This is a genomic window from Pseudothauera nasutitermitis (genome assembly GCF_004801295.1).
GTDB classification, from domain to species: Bacteria; Pseudomonadota; Gammaproteobacteria; order Burkholderiales; family Rhodocyclaceae; genus Pseudothauera; species Pseudothauera nasutitermitis.
In genome coordinates this window covers 795,110-809,519 of record NZ_SSOC01000001.1, presented here as the reverse complement: position 1 = coordinate 809,519, position 14,410 = coordinate 795,110, and the positions used below count along the sequence as shown (strand labels likewise).

21 protein-coding genes are annotated in these 14,410 nt (G+C 67.6%); all 21 read left to right on the top strand.

Features of this window, described 5'->3' with window-relative positions; all coding sequences use genetic code 11:
* Positions 1-421: 421 nt before the first annotated feature.
* Entirely contained in the window at positions 422-775 is a 354-nt protein-coding gene (locus E6C76_RS03855) for a hypothetical protein (protein WP_136346911.1), read from the top strand.
* Between the two features lie 39 nt (positions 776-814).
* A complete protein-coding gene (locus tag E6C76_RS03850) occupies positions 815-1,792 on the top strand; it encodes a hypothetical protein (RefSeq protein ID WP_136346910.1) in 978 nt (325 codons plus the stop codon).
* 104 nt (positions 1,793-1,896) lie between these two features.
* On the top strand, positions 1,897-2,100 hold the full coding sequence (locus tag E6C76_RS03845; RefSeq protein WP_087778535.1) for a hypothetical protein: 204 nt from the start codon (positions 1,897-1,899) through the stop codon (positions 2,098-2,100).
* Between the two features lie 100 nt (positions 2,101-2,200).
* Complete coding sequence (locus E6C76_RS03840; protein WP_136346909.1) at positions 2,201-2,596, top strand: hypothetical protein; 396 nt, start codon at positions 2,201-2,203, stop codon at positions 2,594-2,596.
* Positions 2,597-2,622: 26 nt separating this feature from the next.
* Positions 2,623-3,726, top strand: a complete 1,104-nt coding sequence (locus tag E6C76_RS03835) for a hypothetical protein (protein ID WP_168734230.1) — start codon at positions 2,623-2,625, stop codon at positions 3,724-3,726.
* Positions 3,723-5,894, top strand: coding sequence for a KTSC domain-containing protein (locus E6C76_RS03830; RefSeq protein WP_211090089.1), 2,172 nt, complete (start codon positions 3,723-3,725; stop codon positions 5,892-5,894). The genes E6C76_RS03835 and E6C76_RS03830 overlap by 4 nt, the downstream gene beginning before the upstream one ends.
* Entirely contained in the window at positions 5,891-7,474 is a 1,584-nt protein-coding gene (locus E6C76_RS22340; protein WP_230976148.1) for a dATP/dGTP pyrophosphohydrolase domain-containing protein, read from the top strand. Before E6C76_RS03830 ends, E6C76_RS22340 begins: the two co-directional genes overlap by 4 nt.
* Positions 7,471-7,845 (top strand): hypothetical protein, encoded by a 375-nt coding sequence (locus E6C76_RS03810; protein ID WP_136346908.1) that lies wholly within the window; start codon positions 7,471-7,473, stop codon positions 7,843-7,845. The genes E6C76_RS22340 and E6C76_RS03810 overlap by 4 nt, the downstream gene beginning before the upstream one ends.
* Complete coding sequence (locus tag E6C76_RS03805) at positions 7,842-8,240, top strand: DUF4406 domain-containing protein (RefSeq protein WP_136346907.1); 399 nt, start codon at positions 7,842-7,844, stop codon at positions 8,238-8,240. The genes E6C76_RS03810 and E6C76_RS03805 overlap by 4 nt, the downstream gene beginning before the upstream one ends.
* Positions 8,221-8,580, top strand: a complete 360-nt coding sequence (locus E6C76_RS03800) for a hypothetical protein (protein WP_136346906.1) — start codon at positions 8,221-8,223, stop codon at positions 8,578-8,580. The genes E6C76_RS03805 and E6C76_RS03800 overlap by 20 nt, the downstream gene beginning before the upstream one ends.
* Positions 8,581-8,607: 27 nt before the next feature.
* Entirely contained in the window at positions 8,608-9,435 is an 828-nt protein-coding gene (locus E6C76_RS03795; protein WP_136346905.1) for a DUF2303 family protein, read from the top strand.
* Positions 9,436-9,558: 123 nt separating this feature from the next.
* The gene (locus E6C76_RS03790) at positions 9,559-10,182 is read left to right on the top strand and encodes a hypothetical protein (protein ID WP_136346904.1); all 624 of its coding nucleotides are present in this window, start codon (positions 9,559-9,561) and stop codon (positions 10,180-10,182) included.
* Positions 10,183-10,184: 2 nt separating this feature from the next.
* The gene (locus tag E6C76_RS03785) at positions 10,185-11,207 is read left to right on the top strand and encodes a phage Gp37/Gp68 family protein (protein ID WP_136346903.1); all 1,023 of its coding nucleotides are present in this window, start codon (positions 10,185-10,187) and stop codon (positions 11,205-11,207) included.
* Positions 11,197-11,430, top strand: coding sequence for a hypothetical protein (locus E6C76_RS03780; RefSeq protein ID WP_136346902.1), 234 nt, complete (start codon positions 11,197-11,199; stop codon positions 11,428-11,430). Before E6C76_RS03785 ends, E6C76_RS03780 begins: the two co-directional genes overlap by 11 nt.
* The gene (locus E6C76_RS03775; protein ID WP_136346901.1) at positions 11,427-11,726 is read left to right on the top strand and encodes a hypothetical protein; all 300 of its coding nucleotides are present in this window, start codon (positions 11,427-11,429) and stop codon (positions 11,724-11,726) included. Before E6C76_RS03780 ends, E6C76_RS03775 begins: the two co-directional genes overlap by 4 nt.
* A complete protein-coding gene (locus E6C76_RS22185; protein WP_211090088.1) occupies positions 11,719-12,549 on the top strand; it encodes a DUF4326 domain-containing protein in 831 nt (276 codons plus the stop codon). The genes E6C76_RS03775 and E6C76_RS22185 overlap by 8 nt, the downstream gene beginning before the upstream one ends.
* A complete protein-coding gene (locus E6C76_RS03760) occupies positions 12,537-13,139 on the top strand; it encodes a hypothetical protein (protein ID WP_136346900.1) in 603 nt (200 codons plus the stop codon). Before E6C76_RS22185 ends, E6C76_RS03760 begins: the two co-directional genes overlap by 13 nt.
* A complete protein-coding gene (locus E6C76_RS03755; protein WP_136346899.1) occupies positions 13,136-13,666 on the top strand; it encodes a hypothetical protein in 531 nt (176 codons plus the stop codon). The genes E6C76_RS03760 and E6C76_RS03755 overlap by 4 nt, the downstream gene beginning before the upstream one ends.
* 18 nt (positions 13,667-13,684) lie before the next feature.
* The gene (locus E6C76_RS03750; RefSeq protein WP_087778550.1) at positions 13,685-13,942 is read left to right on the top strand and encodes a hypothetical protein; all 258 of its coding nucleotides are present in this window, start codon (positions 13,685-13,687) and stop codon (positions 13,940-13,942) included.
* A gap of 1 nt (position 13,943) precedes the next feature.
* Positions 13,944-14,246: a hypothetical protein gene (locus tag E6C76_RS03745; RefSeq protein WP_136346898.1), complete on the top strand. Its 303-nt coding sequence runs from the start codon at positions 13,944-13,946 to the stop codon at positions 14,244-14,246.
* Positions 14,227-14,406, top strand: coding sequence for a hypothetical protein (locus tag E6C76_RS03740; RefSeq protein ID WP_087778553.1), 180 nt, complete (start codon positions 14,227-14,229; stop codon positions 14,404-14,406). Before E6C76_RS03745 ends, E6C76_RS03740 begins: the two co-directional genes overlap by 20 nt.
* Positions 14,407-14,410 lie beyond the last annotated feature (4 nt).

The window sequence follows — 14,410 nt, the reverse complement described above, 5'->3', positions numbered from 1 at the left end:
CCAACCTCCTACGCCTGGGCGCGCGCCGTAGAAGCAAAAGCGTGCGAAATCCTGGCCTCCCTGGTGGAGCGGCCCGCGGGGGTCGTGACGAAGCCATAGGCCAGGTCGAAAGACGCCCACCCGTTCGTGGCGCAGGTAACGACGGGCAGAAAGACATGCAGTACCCCCCGGCAGCCGGTCGAGGCAAGGCCAGAGCTGGCGCCCGTTTTCACGGGCAACGCGCAGGGGGCGCGGCGCGCGCACCGAGTCGCATCAATGCCGCAAAGAAGCCCGGTAGGCCGGGCCGGTTGGGCAGACGTAAGCCCCGCAATGGTGAGCCGAAAGCGCCATGACAGCCTGAGAGAAGGCGCACCTCGAACAGCCGCGCACACCAGCGCGGCAACGCGGCCCGCGCCAGGGCAATCCCCCGAAGGACACCGACATGGACATCCAAATCCGCACTGCCGGTATCGGCAAGTGGCCTGTCGTTCGCGCGATGGGCCATGACGTGACGCTGAACCTGTACGGCAGAACGAGCCTGCTGCTCGACCTGCTGTACCGCGCCGGGATGCTGCCCAGCGTCTCGGCCTACGGCAAGGACGGTTCCGACGCCTTGTTCATCAACGGCGAGAACCTGGGCACGACCGATCAGACCGTCCAGTTCGGTATCTGGCGGATGGTCGAGAGCTACCGCACGAGCGGCTACCTGTTCGATGACGACTTCGCGCAGGTCATGCGCGCCGTCGGCGTCGAGCCGGATGCCGACGAAGAACAGGCCGCCGCCGAGCCGGCGTAGGCCACCCCTCCCAAGCAAGCAAGCAAGAAAGGAATCCTCATGAGCCACATCATCGGCATCATCATCGGCAAGGCGCTGGGCAACTGGCAGCGCATCGACGCCGAGGGCAACAGCATCGCGCCGGCCGCCGGCGACTTCGACGCCCACCCGACCTACGCCGGCATCGCCGACGAAGTGATCGACGGCCAGCACCTGGTGCGCGTCCCGGCCTTCTACTACCGCGCCGGCGCCGTGCCCACCGGCGAGCACGCGGGCAAGAAGGCGCTGTGGGTCAGCCCCGAACCCGCGCCCGGCTTCGAGCTGCACCCCGCGTTCCGCCACCACGGCGCCGAGCTGGCCCAGTTCCACGTCGGGAAGTTCCAGGGCACGCCGGACGGCGACGACAAGCTGGGCAGCCAGCCCGGCCTGAAGCCGCTGGCCTCCATCAACTTCCCGACCATGCAGGCGCGCGCCGCCGCGCGTGGCGAGGGCTGGATGCTCTGGAGCATCTACCAGCTCGCGGCCATCCAGGCGCTGCTGCTGATCGAACTTGGCACCCCCGACGCGCAGCAGGCCATCGGCGACGGCAACGTGAATGGCGGCGGCGTGCGTGCGGTCGATGACGAAACCGTGGCCCAGGCCACCTGGCGCGGCATCGTCGGCCTGTGGGGCAACGCCTGGCAGATGGTCGATGGCTTGCAGACCAACGCCGACAGCGAATACCGCATCTGGGCTACCGACGGCAGCCAGACCTACGTGGAAACCGATGTCGAGGCGCCGGGCGATGGCTGGTTCCGCCGCCGCGCCACCGACCGCGACGCCGGTTTCGACCTGGGCGCGGTCTTCCTGCCCGCCACGACGCGCGACGACCGCGACGAATCGGCCTTCGGCGACTACTTCTGGAGCTACCCCAACGCCGTGGCCTACCACGGCGGCGATTGGGGCAGCGGCCAGGACGCCGGCGCCTTCCTTCTCTACGTCTACTCCGGCGCGGAGTTCTCGGACTCCCTCTTCGGTGGCCGCCTCGCAAAGGTGTAGTGCCCTCTGTGGCTTGTGTCATGTCCGGGGCAGGCCCGCCGAGCGGGCCGCCCCAAGCGCCCCGTCAGGGGCGCTTTCGATTTCCCCCTGAAAGGAGCGCATCCATGAGCGCATCGACAACTGCCTGCGCGGCGGCCACGCCTGCCGCGCGGCCGGCCCGGCTCGTCAAATGCCGGGTGAGCGTGAGAACGGCGACGGGCGAGCAGCACAGCTACACCGCCCTGTTCAAGAGCACCTGCGGGGCGGTCATGGATGCACTCGACCGCTTCGGGTTCTGCAAAGTCAGCGTGGAGGCGATGCGCGAATGAAGGCCCTCAAACGCCTGAAGAAACGCCTCGCCGACTACCGCTACTACCGCGCACGCGGCTACGGCATCCGCCGGGCCTGGGAACTGGCCGGGGTGACGCTATGAACCTCGCCACGCTCCCAGGCCCCGGCGACGAGGCCACCTGGCCGGCCTACACCGGCCACCCCAACGACCCCAGGGCACCCGACGACGAAGGCCGCGACGCGGCCATCGAAGAACGCGCCGCCGAGCTGCTGACCGCGCCCGGCTTCACGCCCTTCAACCCCGCCAACCTCTGCGAGGCCCTTTGCGAAACGGGCGACCCGCAGATCGAGCCGCTTTGCCGCCTTCTGGCCGAGGGCGACACGGCGGCGGCTGGCGAGGCGCTGGCGCGCTTGGCGCGCGGCTACTGGGAACCCATTGCCCGCAAGGAAGCGGAGCGCCAGATCGACGCCGAAGCGGACAGCGCGTGCCGCCGGTGCCGTGGGCGCGGCTGCCGCCGCTGCGAGGCCGACTGATCGAAACCTACCGGAGAACCCCTCTCATGAACTCCCCCGTGAATCAGGCCCTGGCCGTGCGCCAGGACTTCGGCGGCACCAGCTCGACCCTGGCCGCCCAGGAAACCGCATCGGCCTACGTGGCCGCCCAGGCCAAGGCCGTTGTCGAGGCCCGCTACGTGATGGCGCTGCGCCGCCCGCGCCAGTGGGATCAGGTGCGCCAGGACTTGCTCAAGGAGTGCAAGCGCCCGAGCTTCGCCAACAACAAGTCCGCCTACTACCGCAAGCCCATCGGCGATGGCGTGGAGGGCCTGGGCATTCGCTTCGTCGAGGTGGCCCTGCGCTGCATGACGAACGTGCTGGTCGAAACCAGCATGATCTTCGAGGACGAGGGCAAGGAAATCCACCGCGTCAGCGTCACCGACCTGGAATCGAACCTGACCTACCCGCTCGACGTGCGCGTCACAAAGACGGTGGAGCGGTCGAAGCCGTCCGACGACGGCACCTACATCAGCGTTCGCAAGAACAGCTACAACCGCAACGTCTATACGGTGCCCGCCACCGACGACGACCTGCTGAACAAGCGCGCTGCGCAGATTTCCAAGGCCATCCGCACCTTGGGCTTGCGCATCATCCCCGGCGACTTGCAGGACGAGGCCGAGGCCATCATCAAGGCCATCCGCTTGGACGAGGCCGCGCGCGACCCCGACACCGAGCGTAAGCGCATCGCCGATGCCTTCGGCGAAATCGGCGTGAAGGCGGCCGACCTGACCGAGTACCTGGGCCACACGCTGGATACCTGCTCGCCGGCCGAGCTGGTCAATCTGCGCGGCATCTACGGTGCCATCCGCGACGGCGAATCGTCGTGGAAGTCGGTCATGGAGAACAAGGCTGAACAGCAGGCCGGCAAGAGCGGCGGCGCGGGCAATGCCGGCGGCGGGGCTGGCGCCGGCAACGGCTCGAAGGGCGGCTCGCTACCGACGTGCAGCGATGAAGCCTTCGAGAAGAAGAAAGCCGGGTGGCGCAAGGCCATCGAGGGCGGCAAGTCGGTGAACGACCTGATCGCAATGATTCAGACCAAGGAACTGCTCACCGACGACCAGAAGATGGAAATCGCGTCGTGGGCGGCTGAAGGGGGCGCGCAGCAATGAAAATCCACGAACTTGTCCAGGGCAGCCCGGAATGGCAAGCCTTCCGCCTGACCCACCACGGCGCCAGCGAAGCCGCCGCGATGCTCGGCTTGTCGAAGAAAACGACCCGCTCAGAACTGCTGCGCATCAAACACACCGGCACGCCGAAGGAGTTCTCCGACTGGGTGCAGGTGAACATCCTCGACTACGGGCACCAGGTCGAAGCCCTGGCCCGGCCGCTGGTCGAGGAAATCATCGGCGAAGACCTCTACCCGGTGACGACCTCGAACGAGGACGAGGGCGGCAATCTGTCGGCATCGTGCGACGGGCTGACCATGCTCTACGACACAGCGTTCGAGCACAAGCAATGGAACGAGGCCCTGGCCGCATCGGTGCGCGCCGGCATCCTGCCCGAGGAACACATGCCGCAGTGCCAGCAGATCATGCTGGTGACGGGCGCCGCGCGCGTGATCTTCGTCGTCTCCGACGGCACGCCCGGCAACCTCGTTTGGGTCGAAGTCCGGCCCGACCCGGAATGGTTCGGCCGCATCCGCGCGGGCTGGGCGCAGTTCGACCGCGACCTGGCCGACTACGTGCTGCCCGAGGCCAAGCCGGCCATCGTCGCCGAACCCGTCCAGGCGCTGCCCGCCGTGTCGGTGCAGGTGTCCGGCGCGCTGACCGTGGCCGAGAACTTCACGGTGTTCGAGCAGGCCCTGCGCCAGTTTCTGGACGAGCGCCTGATTCGGGAGCCGCAGACCGACCAGGACTTCGCCGACCTCGACCTGCAAATCAAGGCACTGAAGCGCGCCGAGGATGCGCTCGACGCCGCCGAGGCGCAGATGCTGGCCCAGGTGTCCGGCGTCGATGCTGCGAAGCGCGCGAAGGATGCGCTGCACAAGCTGACGCGCGACAACCGCTTAATGGCGGAAAAGCTGCTGGAGAGCGAGAAAAAGCGCCGCCGCGAGGAAAAGATCGAGGCCGCCCGCAAGGCGTTCGCCGATCACCTGACCGAACTCCAGCGCGAAATCACCGAGCTGCGCCTGGACGTTCCGGCGCCGGACTTCGCGGCCGTCATCAAGGGCCTGAAGACCCTGGCGAGCGTTCAGGACAAGCTCGACACCGCGCTGGCGAACGGCAAGATCGCCGCCGACCAGAAGGCCGGCGACCTGCGCACGAAACTGGCCTGGGTGGGCACCAATGCAGCCGAACACCGCGCGCTGCTGCCCGACCTGCAACAGCTCGCGGTCAAGCCGCTGGACGACTTCAAGCTGGCGATCACGGCCCGCATCGACGCGCACAAGCGGGCCGAGGCCGAGCGACTGGAGGCCGACCGCGCGCGCATTCGCAAGGAAGAAGCCGAGCGCCTGGAGCGCGAGGCGAAGGACAAGCAGGAGCGCGAGGCGGCCGCCGCCCAGCAACGTTTGCTTGACGGTGCGGAAGACGCCGCCATCGTGCCGCTGCATCCGGCCAATGCGGCGCTGGAGAACAACGGCCCCGACAGCCTTGCGAGCTACTTCCCTGGCAACGCGGACGCATCGGCCTTCCTGGGGATGGACATGGCAGCGGCGCCGGCGGTGGAAATCGTCACGGCCAGTCCCCAGTGCGCGGCCCACAGCCGCCCGATGGGTGGCGGCGGTGGCGGCAGCCTTTCCACCGCAACGCTGAAGCTGGGCCAGATCAACGAACGCTTGGCGCCCATCGCGCTGACGGCCGATGGGCTGGCGACGCTGGGCTTCCCGCACGTCGCCACCGACAAGTCGGCAAAGCTGTACCGCGAGCGCGACTTCCCCCGTATCTGCGCCGCCCTGGTGCGGCACATCCAGACCGTGCAGGCCGGCCAGCCGGCGCCGGCAACACAGGCCGCCCCGGCCGCAACCCGCAACCCTGAAAGGACTACCGACATGGCAACCCGAGCACCCGCAGCAGCATTTGACGACGCCGCCGACTACCAGCACATCCCCATGAAGGAAGTGGAGTCGCACAAGATCAAGGCCGTCGGCTACGACGAAGCCACGCGCACGCTGGCCGTGACGTTCCAGCGCGGCGCCGGTGCCATCTACCACTACCCGAACGTCGAACCGCAGGTGTATGCGGACTTCATCGGCGCCGAGTCGCTGGGTTCCTTCTTCGGCGCGCACCTCCAGAGCCTGCCGTTCAAGAAGTTCCACCCCGAGCAGGTGGCCGCATGACCCACGCCGCCCACCATCCTGACGACGAAGCGGTAGATCGCTTCGCGGCCGAGCTGAAAGCCAAGCTGGCGGACGCTCGGGCGAAGGGGCGCGGCGGCTGGGAGGACAAGGCCCAGGTCAGCGCCAAGGCCCTGTCCGACATGCTGCTGGCGCACGTCTTCAAGGGCGACCCGCGCGACGTGGCGAACTTCGCCATGTTCCTGCACCAGCGCGGCGATGGCATCACCCTGGCCGACGGCCCGCGCATGGAGCACGCCGTCGAGGTGTTCCAGATCGCCGAGCAGCGGTGCGCGGAGCACCACGCCGGCGCCGGCCGCCTGATCGAACCCGGCATTGCCGTGCAGGCCGGGCTGATCGCCGCCGCGCCGTTCCTGATCGGCGCGCCGCCCGCGCCCGTGGCCGGAGGCTATCGCGGCGTGTCGTGGCGCGCGAACGGCGAAGCCAACTCCTACCACCTGCTGCGCGGCGGGCGCTGGCTCGCCCACATCCTCATGAACGGCGAACTGCTCGTGGGGCAGCAGACCGACATGATGGAGCGCATCGTCATCGCGCTGGGCGGCCCGGCCCAGCACGGCGGCGCGGCCGAAACCGCGCTGCGCCAGGTGTCCGCCGTCATCCAGCGGTATCAGGCCCCGGCCGGCATCAGCAAGTACGACGCCATCAGCGAAATCATCGGCATCGTGCAATCGGTGCCGCTGCTCGACGATGGAGCGCAGCCGGAGGCGGCCCCGAACCAGTGGAAATGCAAGTCCTGCGGGTGCGATGCCGGCATTGCTGGCGAACCCTACTGGACGCATGGCCGCACCCAGCACGCGGCCGAGGCCATATGGCGGTGCGACAGGTGCGACGCCACGCACGAGGTGAAGCTGTTCGAGCCGACCACCGAGGCCCAGACCCGCGAGCCGCACGCCAGCCTCGAAGACCTGCGCGCGCGGCTGCTGGCGCCGCGCGACATCGTGCGCGACCCGGACGGTTGGTTGAGCCACCCGGCCATGCCGGTTTGCGACGAGAGCGTGCGCTACGACGACCTGCTGGCAGTGTTCGGCATCGAAACCGCGTTCGTCTCCCTGGAGAGCCAGGACGAACGGCTGGCCGACCGCTACTTCGAGGAATCGGCCAGCATCGAGGACTGGAACCCGGAGCCGCCAGCCGGCGACGGCTGGGTGCTGCTGGAAATCTACGACACCGAGAACGGCCCCTACGCGATCTTCGGCCGGGCCATGCCACCCGAAGTCTGGCCGCGCCTCACCAGCGGCACGCCGTTCGACTTCCACGCCCATCTGGTGCGCCAGGCGAAGTTCTCGCGCAACACCTTCGGCCCCGGCCGCCGCACGCAGGGCGTCTCCGACCACATCCGCAAAGAGCTGGCGGAAATCGCCGACGCACCCGACGACCTGGAGGAGTGGATTGATGTCGTGATTCTGGCCCTCGACGGCGCATGGCGCACCGGCGCGAGTCCCGAACAGATCATCGCCACGCTGAAGGCAAAGCAGGCCAAGAACGAGGCGCGGACGTGGCCGGACTGGCGCACGGCCGACCCGAACAAGGCCATCGAGCACAGCAAGGAGACGGCACCATGAACAGCAAGGAGTTTCGCGCCGAGCTGGTCAAGATCATGCCGGGGTACGACTGGACGGTGCATCAGTCCCGCCTCGACTGGCGACTGGAGGCCACCGGCATCCAGTCCAGCGGCTCCAACCGGCTTTCGACCCTCTCCGTCGTCCGGGTCGAGCGGGAAGGCCAGAAGCCGGTCTATGAGGCCAAGTCGGCCGGATACGGACGGCGGGCCAGGTGGCTCCACACGCACAAGGACGGCACGCTCGCGCGCGCCTTGCGCGGGCTTCAGGACTACTACGAGGCCGTCGCCAGCACGCACTACGGCCACGCCGGGGCGCTGAAGCATGGGCGGAAAGCCAAGGACGCGCCGGCGGCGACGGAGGCCGCCCCATGAAGCGCATCTACATCAGCGGGCCGATGTCGGGGATGCCGGAGCACAACTTCCCCGCGTTCAACGCCGAGGCCGCCAGATTGCGCGCCCTGGGCTACGACGTGGTGAATCCGGCGGAACTCAACCCCGAGCCTGAAAAGACCTGGCACGACTGCCTGCGCACCGACCTGATGGAGCTGCTGACCTGCGACGCCATCGCGTTGCTGGCCGGCTGGCAGAAGTCCGCCGGCGCCCACCTGGAGATACACGTCGCCCACCGCGTCGGTATCGACATCGTGGAAGCCAAGGACATCCACCAGGGCGCGGCGCTCGCCGCCGCGCAGGAGCCACACACGCCGGAAGGCCGTGTTCATCAACCAACCGTGAAAGGAAGAACCCATGAGCAAGCCGCTCAATGAAAACCTCCAGTCCGTCCAGGTCGAAACCGAGGACGGCGACCTGATGCCCATCATGGACGTGGCGGGCGACAAGTTCAGCGAACTTATCAACGCCGTCGCCGCGCACAACAAGGCTGGCACGCTGACGCTGAAAGTCGCCGTCAAGCCCTCCACCGCCGGCGCCCTGGCCGTCAAGGCCGAGGTGAACATCACCAAGCCCAAGGGCCTGCCGGCCGAGTCCCTGCTGTGGGCCACGCCGGAGGGCAACCTCATGGCCGAAGACCCGCGCCAGACCAAGCTCGATCTGAAGTCCGTCGCGCCGGAGCCGGTGCGCGAACTGAAGTCCGTCACCGCCGCTTAACCACCACCTCAACCTGGAGTCTTTTTCATGGAACAACCCGACAACATCAAGACCGTGCTCGACGCTGGCGCGGCCGCCGTGCAGCCCATTACCAGCCACGGCGGCACCCCCTACGTGGCCGTGCCCGAGGGCTACAACATCCACGACCTGGAATCGCTGCTTCCGGCGCCTACCCGCAAGCGTGCCGACGTGACGACCACGGACACCGACAGCTTCATCTTCTACACGAAGAAGCACGGCAGCCTGGACAACGCCACGATCTACGCCGACATCGACGCCGAAGCCAGCCGCTTCCATCTGGTGGCGGTCATCAACGACCACGGTTCCGACATCGACGCACAGCAGTGGCGCGACCACCTCTGCCAGTTCTCGCCGAAGCAGGCCCTGGAATGGAAGCGTTGGCTGGGCAAGAACAAGACGAACTTCTCCCAAGCCGATTTCGCCACCTGGCTGGAGGACAACCTGCCCGACATCGCGGCCGTACCCGGAATGCCCAGCGGCGCCGACATCCTCCAGATGGCCCTGGGCTTCGAGGCCAACGCCGAAAAGCGCCTGCGCAGCAAGATCAACCTGCAAAACGGCGGCGTGCAGTTCGAGTTCGTCGAGGACGAGGACAAGGACACCCGGACGAAGATGCAGGTGTTCGAGCGTTTCACGCTGGGCCTGCCGGTGTTCGACGGAAGCAGCAACGCCTACCCGCTGGAAGCCCGCCTCAAGTACCGCGAGCGCGAGGGCAAGGTGACGTTCTGGTACGAACTCATCCGCCCCGACCGTGTGTTCAAGAGCGCCGTCACCGACGAGCTGACGCGCATCAAGGAAATCACCGGGTTCCCGGTCATTTCCGGCAAGCCGTAAGCCCCGTCCTGGCCGGCCACACCGGCCAGGCAGGCAACGCGGCCGCATCACCACTCACGCGGCCGCGCCTTCGATGAAGGCAGCGCGCCGCGCTGCACATCAACATCGAAGGACTCCCCGACCATGACGACCACCCCCGAGGCCGCCGGCCCAGCCGCCGGCGCATCCCAGCTCCTGAAGGGCATAGGCAAGATCGACGGCGACGGCTTCAAGGACACGACGCGCAAGGGCGAAGTGGTGTTCGTCTATGCCCAGCCGCTCCCCGAACCCTACGCGCCCGGCCAGTACCCCCGCGTCGGCAATACCGGCTACAGCGCCAGCACCCAGCAATACGACTTCGCGCCCGCCACCGTCGATGAGGCGCGCGAGCACATCGAGGCGCGCTTGGCCGCCGCAGCGGACGAGCTGGCCCGCGCGAAGAAGCTGACGAACGACCTGGGCAAGATCATCCACGACATGACCGTGGCCCAGCAGGCCGCATGGATTGAATGGCAGCACGGCAAGGGAGCCGACGCGGCCATGACCTGGATTCACAACGGCCTGGCCGGCCCTGGCTTCATCCCCGACGAGGACGAACCCTACGGCAAGGAGGCGCAGGCATGGTACGACGCCAACCGCGCCGACCCGTTCCCGACCTGCTTCTGCGGCCGCCCCTCGAACAGCCTCTGGATGGGAAAGGGCTTCTGCTCCAACGCGCACTACGAACAGCACCGCGCCGAGGTCGAAGCCCAGAAAAAGGAGGGCTGACGATGGCCGAGAACACCAAGATCGAGTGGGCGCACCACACGTTCAATCCCTGGTACGGCTGCCAGCGCGTCGGCCCCGGCTGCGACCATTGCTACGCCGAAGGCTGGGCCAAGCGCAGCGGCCTGGTGCAATGGGGCGCCGGCGCCGACCGCCGCCGCAGCAGCGATGCCATCTGGAAGAAGCCGCTGAAGTGGAATGCCGAGGCCGAGCGCCTGGGCGTGCGCTACCGCGTCTTCTGCGCATCGCTGGCCGATGTGTTCGACAACGCCGTGCCGTCGTCCTGGCGCGCCGACCTGTTCCAGCTCATCGAGCGCACCCCGCACCTTGACTGGCTTCTCGTCACCAAGCGCGTCGGCAACGTGGCCCCGATGATGCTGGAAGTGGCCCGGCAACTGTTCTGGCTCGACCACCTGGACGCGCCGCATCTTCCATCGAACGTCTGGCTGGGCATCACCGTGGTGAACCAGCAGGAGGCCGACCGCGACATTCCCCGGCTGCTGGCGCTGCCCGCGCGCGTGCGCTTCTTGAGCGTCGAGCCGCTGCTGGGGCCGGTTGATCTTCGGTTCCATATCTTCAGCGAGCCGACCGGCAACTTCCGCACCCACGCAGGGAAGCGGCAGATGGAGCTGCGCAAGCCGGCCGACGGCGGGCTGCACTGGGTCATCGTCGGCGGCGAGAGCGGCCACGGCGCGCGCCCGATGCACCCGAACTGGGTGCGCCGTCTGCGCGACCAGTGCCTCTCGTCCGATGTCGCCTTTCTGTTCAAACAATGGGGAGAGTGGGCGCCGCGCTCCGGCCTCCTGACCGGCGGCGGAACCGACTTCGTGGCGCTCGACCCGGAATGCAAACGCTGGCCGCACGTCACGCGCCTGGGCGAGCACGGGCTGGACACCCGAACCTGCGAACACTGCACGCCGGATGCCGGCGAGGACATCTACATGCAGCGCGTCGGCAAGCAAGAAGCCGGGCGAAGCCTGGACGGCCTTCTGCACGACGGCTACCCGGAGGCGGCCTATGGGCTATGAAAACCCGCTGCTGAAGCTGCCGGCGGGCCAGGCCCTGCGCCGCCTGCCAAAGGCCGACCGCGCGCGCATCGAGGCTGTGATGCGCGAGCTGCGCGATCAGGCCAACACCGAAGCCGAAAACGCTTGGCGCCGCAGGAAGGGGCCGATGGCCGCGTACTGGCGCGCCGTCGCCACCTACGCGCGCCACCTGGCCCACGCCCTGAGCAAGGAGATTCCCCAATGAACCCGTGCGACAAAGCCGCAACCCCGGCGCAGGTCGAGGCGCTGCTTGCAGATCACGACCTGTCCGCCCTGAAGCGCCTCTCTGAATGCCTGGAGGATGGCGAGGGCTTCGACGTTTCCAAGGAACGCATGGCGCGCCTTCTGGAGCTTGGCTTCGCCCGTCACAACGGATTCGGCCGCTACAGCATCACGGCCATCGGCCAGTACCTGCTGGGGGCCTGGACGAAGATTCCGCTTCAGACCCACGCCGATGTCGATGCCGCATACCGGGCCGAGATGGAGGCGCGCAATGGCTGACACACCGAAGCGCATACAGCGCAGCCGGGCCAAGGGCTGGCGGATGCCCGCCAGCGCCGTGTTCGTCGGCCGGCCCACGAAGTGGGGGAACCCCTACAAGGTAGGCACGCCGGCCGCGCCTACCCCCGAGGCGGCCGTCGCACTGTTCCGCGACTATCTGGCCCGACGGACTGAAATCGTCGAGGAAGCCCGCGAAGAACTGAAGGGCCACTCGCTGGCTTGCTGGTGCCCGCTCGGCCAGCCTTGCCATGCGGACGTGCTGCTGGAGCTGGCGAATCAGGGCCAGGCCATGACCGAGCAATGCACCCAACGGCAGGTCGAACTGCTGCACCACACCCTGGGCCTGAGCATCGACCGCCGCGACCCGTACCGCAATCACTTCGTCGCCAGCCCAGGCCATCACGACATGCCCGACCTGGAGGCGCTGGAGGCCCTGGGCCTTATGGCCCGCTCGCCCACGCCGAAGTTCTGTGCCGACGGCGACATCGTGTTCCGCGTCACCGACGTCGGGCGCGCCGTGGCCCTCGACAGCCTTCCGCCGCCACCGAAGCCCACGCGCTATGGCGAATGGCTGGATGCCGACTGCTGCGAATCGTTCGGGGAGTTCCTGTGCGGCAGCAGGCTTCCCACGCTCGACGCCCGCCGCCAGTACGAGGGCGGCAAGGCCAGATGGCAATGGCGCATGTACCGACGCGACAGCTTCGGCTACCGCGAAATCGCCGGCGAGTGGGCCGACACCAAGAAGGCGGCGAAGGCCAGCTACAAGGCCGCGCTCAAGGCGCACCGCGAAGCGAAAACAAGGAATCAACCATGCTCCCGATAGACCATCGCGTTTCCCCGAAACTGTGCCATGTGCCGCTTCAGCCGCCGCGCCGGGGCGTGCCCCGCGAAGGGCTTTTCCTGGCACTGTGGCAGCAGTTCGCCGCGCAAAGGCCCGACGAATGGGCCTTCATCTTCCGCACCAACGGCCAGACGCGACAGCGGGCGGCCAGCGTCGCGGCCTCGTTCATGGTGTTCATGGGCTGCAACGGCGGCCGAGACTTCACCGACAACGCGGCCCGGCTGGCGAAATCCGGCGCCTTCACCTGCGCCGAGGACGCCTACCTCGCCGCGTGGGCGATCAACAACAAGCGCCTGCACGGCATCAACAGCGGCCTGCGCACCATCGAATACATGCTCGCGCGCGAGCACCCCATCACGACCGGCTATCTCGCCCGCGTGAATTGGAAGCTGGTGCCGGATGTCACCCAAGAAGACGCCGACATCGTGGAAAGCATGGTGGCCTGGTGGGGAACCAGCACCACCGCCCATTGGATGCGCGAGGCCGTGGAAGCCCAGATGAAGGCGCATGAAGCCAATGAGCGCCTGCTTCGCCATGCCCAGTTCGCAACAGCCGGAGGTGGCGAGCCATGACGCCCTCAAAGCTCAATTCCCTGCTCCAGGGGCAAACCAGCCTCGCCCGCAAGGTGTTCGAGGTCGTCCCCATCCGCGAAGCTTGGCCGGCCATCCAGATCAGGAATGCCCTCAAGGAGGTGGAGCGCAGCAACGCCGATCTTCGCGTGGTGCGCGGCTGCCTGGGTGCCTTGCGCGAAGCCGGCCTCGTGCGCGAGCCGGAAACGGGCATGTTCCAGCGCGCCGACATCCGAACCCCAACCCCTCGACCCAGAAAGGAAGCACCCATGCCCCAAGCAATGCCCAGCCCCAGGCCCACCCTGACCGTCACCGCCCCGGCGCACCAACCCGAGCCTTCGCCCATCGAAATCCTGGGCGAACTGTCCGGCGAGGTCGTAGCCCTGGCCGACGAGTTCGGCGTGCGGCTCAAGAAGCTGGCCTCGAAGATCGAGGAAGCGGCGCTGACCATCGAGCAGGAGCGCGAGGCCAACGTGGAGAACCTGGGCAAGCTGCGGCAGCTCCAGTCCATTCTGAAAAGCCTGTCGTAGGCACAAGGGGCTGGTCACATGAGCAACGCCATCAAGGACGAGATAGCCCGGCTGCGCGCCGAGAAGAAGCACTTCCTGAAATTGGCCGCCCAGGCGCGCGAAACCGCGCGCGACCTGAGCGCCGCCCCCATTGGACGGAAAGACCCGATTGCCCGGCTGCGCGCGAAAGACCGGGAGGCGGAATACCGCGCCAGCGCGCGCCGATGCGACGAGCGCATCGCTGAATGGAAAGCCCAACTGGGCATCACCTCAACCAAGGGGGTCAAGCATGGGTGACATGGGCGACTACTGGCGCGACGTGAAGCCCGCGCTGGAGGAAGACAGCCAGCGCAAGCGCGCCGGAAACCGCGACGCCTCGGCCCGGAACTTGACCGCCGCCGGCATTCCCTTCGAGGCCAAGAACGGCGGCGCGCACCTGGTTGTGTCGGCCGCTGACCTGATCGTCGATTTCTGGCCTGGCACGGGCCTGTGGGTTGTGCGCGGCACCGGCGAGCGCCGGCGCGGCGTGCGCCACCTGATTAAGCGACTCGGCGGCCAGTGGCCGCCACAAGGAAAGAGCGATGGAGAAATACACCCCTGAACTGCTGATCGGCCTGATGGTGATGGTCAAGAACATCGTCCTGATCGTCGCCTGCGCCTGGACGACCACCAAGCTCTACCAGATGAGCGGGTCGTGGCATTGCCTCTGGGCGCTGCTGATGCTGCTGGCGATGGGTTCCTACAAGTTCGTGCGCGACTGAGCGC